This is a genomic window from Rhizobium rosettiformans W3 (genome assembly GCF_004912135.1).
Classification (GTDB): domain Bacteria; phylum Pseudomonadota; class Alphaproteobacteria; order Rhizobiales; family Rhizobiaceae; genus Allorhizobium; species Allorhizobium rosettiformans.
Genome location: NZ_STGU01000046.1, coordinates 1 through 4,334, shown reverse-complemented (window position 1 = coordinate 4,334; position 4,334 = coordinate 1). Strand labels below are relative to the sequence as shown.

5 protein-coding genes are annotated in these 4,334 nt (G+C 57.2%); 2 read left to right on the top strand and 3 right to left on the bottom strand.

Annotation, left to right across the window (positions count from 1 at the left end):
* Positions 1–69: 69 nt before the first annotated feature.
* On the bottom strand, positions 70–663 hold the full coding sequence (locus FAA86_RS24060) for a hypothetical protein (RefSeq protein WP_136543815.1): 594 nt from the start codon (positions 661–663) through the stop codon (positions 70–72).
* A 286-nt stretch (positions 664–949) separates the two neighbouring features.
* Between FAA86_RS24060 and FAA86_RS24055 the strand changes: the two genes are divergently transcribed.
* The gene (locus FAA86_RS24055) at positions 950–1,186 is read left to right on the top strand and encodes a hypothetical protein (protein ID WP_136543813.1); all 237 of its coding nucleotides are present in this window, start codon (positions 950–952) and stop codon (positions 1,184–1,186) included.
* 286 nt (positions 1,187–1,472) lie between these two features.
* Here FAA86_RS24055 and FAA86_RS24050 read toward each other — a convergent pair whose 3' ends face one another.
* Positions 1,473–1,733, bottom strand: coding sequence for a hypothetical protein (locus FAA86_RS24050; RefSeq protein ID WP_136543812.1), 261 nt, complete (start codon positions 1,731–1,733; stop codon positions 1,473–1,475).
* A 207-nt stretch (positions 1,734–1,940) separates the two neighbouring features.
* Between FAA86_RS24050 and FAA86_RS24045 the strand changes: the two genes are divergently transcribed.
* The gene (locus FAA86_RS24045) at positions 1,941–3,074 is read left to right on the top strand and encodes an RHE_PE00001 family protein (RefSeq protein ID WP_136543810.1); all 1,134 of its coding nucleotides are present in this window, start codon (positions 1,941–1,943) and stop codon (positions 3,072–3,074) included.
* A 337-nt stretch (positions 3,075–3,411) separates the two neighbouring features.
* Here the strand turns inward: FAA86_RS24045 and FAA86_RS24040 are convergent.
* The coding region (locus FAA86_RS24040; RefSeq protein ID WP_205910070.1) for a P-loop NTPase family protein at positions 3,412–4,334 on the bottom strand (923 nt) is incomplete at its 5' end.

Here is a 4,334-nt window from a genome sequence, read left to right as displayed (position 1 = left end):
GGGTGATCGACCCAAATGCAGGTCTGATCTAGTCAGCATCTGGCTGCTATTCTGTTGCGAGCAAGCGGGTCATAGCAGCGTGAGCTGTTGTTCCTCGGATGGAAGCGCTCCGTGAGTTTTAAGCGTGTTTATTGCCTCCAGCAGAAAACGCATGCACCGCTCGTCGGTAAGGCCATCCCCTGTCGTGCCCCCTGCGATCACTGGTGTCTCGGAGTAGACCCATAGCGGGCAGCCCTCGCTGGGGAGCAAGATGAGTGTCAGCAGCCCGCTGTTGTGCAGCAGACTCCACTGCTGCCCTTTGAGGTGTCCCGTTCCAAGATGTTGCTTAGCGTCTATATCCAGATCGATCACGTCGAAATCCTGGATCTGCTGCAGAAGGTCGAGGCATTCCAAGCTTAGGTCATAGTCGTTAAAGTCGTTGCACTTCGGAAGGCCAACTTGCTCGTTGTACACCCACAGCCATGAGAGCACATAGGCACCGTTGCGAGTGCGCTCTACGGGAGCGTCGTCATGCACATGCAAGTAGTCGCTCCATCCGACAGCAACCTTTCGGAACAGGGTTGCGTCCCGGTGCGGGATAGCTTGCAGCTTCTTCAAAACCGAGGCCGGTACGGTGTCTTGTGATAAGTGAGCTATTTCCGTTTCGTCTAAATCAATCCACATCGTGGTATTCCGCGTTGATCCTGCTCTTAGGCTCACTGCAAAATCCGTCGGCGGCAATAGCTTCGACCGGCCTGCGATCGCAAAAAAACTCAAGACTTCAGCGATTGCTTCCTGCGGTAAGTGTCCGGACCCAGCCTTGCTCCTGTGAAATGATAGCTTGGCTCTATCGATTGCTCCTCGTCATACTGCCGCTCGCCGTCGGCTATTGACGCCGATCAAAATCTCCACGGACAATTAAAGGAAGGTCAATCAAACAGCGGCATCGCGCCGTGAAGGAATGAAAAGCATGCAAGAAACAGGTTCGAAAGCGGGGCTAGCCTCAGATGCCATCCAATTCGTATCGCAGATCGCAAATCTTCCGACGACAGAGGAGTACGCACAGAGGCTGATCGATGAAGAAGAGGTAGATGAAATCGATGCCATCAATCTCGCCTATCGTGACTATGATGGGCGCGAGACAGTCGAAGCGCTGATCCGTGTTGCGCGGCATATTTGCGACAAGCATGATGCAACGAATTCCTGAAAGGCGCCCTGGATCGTTTATCCGACATCGGTGGCACATGAGCGACAGGGCTGGCCACCAATGCAGCGGCGGGTGCAAGTGCTGAGCGGAGGCTTTCTGCTCCGCTCGACTCCGTGTTGCAATCACGTCCCCCAATAGGTGCATCACCTATTGGGGGCGGAAACATTTTGTATTCCGGGACTACGGATTCATAGCGGATCGAAGAGGCATGCCGAGGACGGATTGGCTCGCATTGGGTAGGTGCTCGTTATCAAGATAACCGCTACGATTCACTCCCTGCTGGCGCTCAGACAGGCTTCAACTCATCGAAAGTCCATTCCTTCCCTTCCGCGCAAACGTACAGCAATTTCCCGTCGCGCTGTGCGGTCTCTTGGCTGTTCCAATGGATATCAGTGCCACCCTCGTATTCTGGCTCGCCCGTATCCGGATCAATCCACGAGATCCGGGCAGTTGCGAGCAGGATCTCGGCGGTCCCTATGATTTGGCTACCATTCGGTGAGACGAAGGGTACACTGTAATTATTGTCATCGTTATAGTATTCTGTCATATTTTTGGCCTATCCAAATATTAAACTTTTACACTGGAAAAAGTGTATCGCATTATTTTTGTCGGCCAAAATAAAAAATGAATTGTCAGGTTGGTATCCGATAAGGGTTACTTATCGGGGGTCAGCGACCCCGGGCTCATTTATATGATGTACGGAACCGTGATGTGCATATAGCTTTCGTTTAACGAATCATTTACCATAAATTCAATGTCTTACGATCTCACGAAATTGCCTATCCAGAGCCTCCTGAGGCCGATCTCCGAGGCAGCAGTTGCGCTCACCCGTCTCGACGAGCGCATCGCCCGTTCTCCCGTCGGTGAGGGCTTTCTCGAGCGCTCGCATTTCCTCGACGCGCATGCCTCGCTCTGGGTCGACGGTGAACTCGTTCATCTCGAGGACCTCGTCCTCCATGATGCGCTTCGCGACATTCGTGCCCCCACCCACGAACTGACGATCGCCCGCGACATTTTGAAAACCCGACGCCGCATCGCCGCCCATCCAGCTGGTTGGGCGCTCTCAAGCCCCGGCCTCGCCTCCCTGCGCGGGCGGGCGTGGCCCGCGGCATCATCGGTAGGAGACGGGGAGGGGGTGTCTCATGGCAATGTTCAGGTGGGCGGCACTGGGGCTGGGGTAGGGGAGGCCGAAGATCCTGATGCCGACGGCCTGAGTGATGCGTTTGCCGCGATCGATGCGGTGCTCGCCCGCACCGAGGCCGCGATTGAAGAGGCGAAGAAGCCGGCGCGCGCCAGAAGCGCTCCGGAAAAGGATCCGTTCGTTTACGACCTTGACTGGGATGAGGACGAGCGGCTGGCGGAGTGGCAGGCCGTGCTGGCTCGCGCCCAGGATCTGCCGCCGGTCCTGCAGGCCATCGTGGCGCTCGATGCCTGGAACGAGATTGCCGTGCTTCAGCATGCGCCCTGGCTAGGCAGGCTGCTGGCCGCCTCGATCCTGCGGGAAGGTGGCGTCACCACCGGCACCCATCTCGCGGCGATCAATCTTGGGCTCAAAGCCATTCCCGTCGATAGGCGCCGGCATCGTGATCGCGAGACGCGGTTGCTGGCGATCGTAAGGGCGCTGACGGTTGCCGCCGAGACGGGGCTGAAGGAGCATGACCGGCTGGTGCTGGCGCGGCAGATGATGATGCGCAAACTGGAGGGGCGGCGAACGTCATCCAGGCTGCCGGAGGTAGTGGAGCTCGTCATATCGCGGCCGTTGATCTCGGCCGGCATGGTGGCGAAGACGCTTGAGGTCACGCCGCAAGGTGCGCGGCGGATCGTGCAGGAACTGGGGTTGAGGGAGATGACGGGCAGGGGGAGGTTTCGCGCGTGGAGCATCCTGTAATTCGCCTACGACACCGTCTTGTAGAGAATAAGGAGTCGTCTTGGTGACCGGTTCCGTTCAGCCTCAGACGCGTATCTCATCGATCGTGAATCTTGAATGCAAACCTGATCCTCAATGTGAGGAATGATCGTCGCCAAGAGCTTTCCTTCGTACCTTTGAAGCTATTTGGAGGAGTAGCCGAGCTTCCTCAGGTTTGTCTTGCCGGGTCCTGAGGCCGGCAAGATTTGCAAGCGGTGATGCGACGTTTGGATGATTCGGTTCAATGCTGTCGCGAAGCGACAGCGCCCTCTGCATGTAGAGCGATAAGATGGGTCCATTGAATTGTGTAGATCGGTGCTCAAGCGAGCTTCGCCATAGGCTCCGAAAGCAAACGGCGGGCGGCGGCGTTGTGACGCGGCGGCTCGGTTCGGACACCATCTTTGGACGCGCCGACCAACTCAACGACCGTGCAAGGCAGGCCTGCCGCATCGAATTTGCGTGCAATGAATTCACCTTCGTCGCGCTTATGGCTAGACATCAGCAGCTGATACCCCTCGAGTTCCACCAGATTGCGCATCACGTCAACGAAAGCCGCCGCATGGATTATGTCATTGTGTTGGAGGGGATCATCGAGCAAGAGCGCGCGCCACCGTGACCAGCGATAGGCAGTGCTTGCGGCGCATAGGATGCTGAAGCCGTTGGCTGCCATCTGCCCCTCACTCAAAACCAGCTGCGGCGGGAGGGATGTCCTATATTGGGCATTTTCGATCGGATCGGTATAGCGCAGCGCCATGGAAAGCGAGGTTCGTTCGACAGTGTGCTCGGCCGTGAATTGTACGGTTTCACCCGGAGTGCTTAACAGCGCCCGGTTGAAAGCATCGATCAGGTCATTGAGAGGCAATAGGAATTTTGCCGAGAAACTATCAGCTTCCTCCTTGAGCGTCTCGCCGTAGGCCGTGACGGCGTCACGGGTCTCGTTGGTCAGCTGGAGCGCGGTGCGTGCGGCCGCAAGTCCTGCCTGAAGGGTCTGCTCACGAGCGAGCGGATTGTCCGCGGCCCCACTCCCACCAAGTCGCTCCATAAGGCCCCTCAGCTCGTGGAGCTCATTTTGCCCAAGCCATGCCTCGTAGCCTCGAGAAAGCGCTCCCGTCTCATCGAAATATCGAGCGAGGTCAACTGCGCGGTCACCCAAAGCCGATATTCGCGCCTCAATAGCCTGTGAGGAGGGGTCCTCAGACATGCCGGCTTCTTGCCATGCTTTCAGTGCTGAGGAACGGGCGG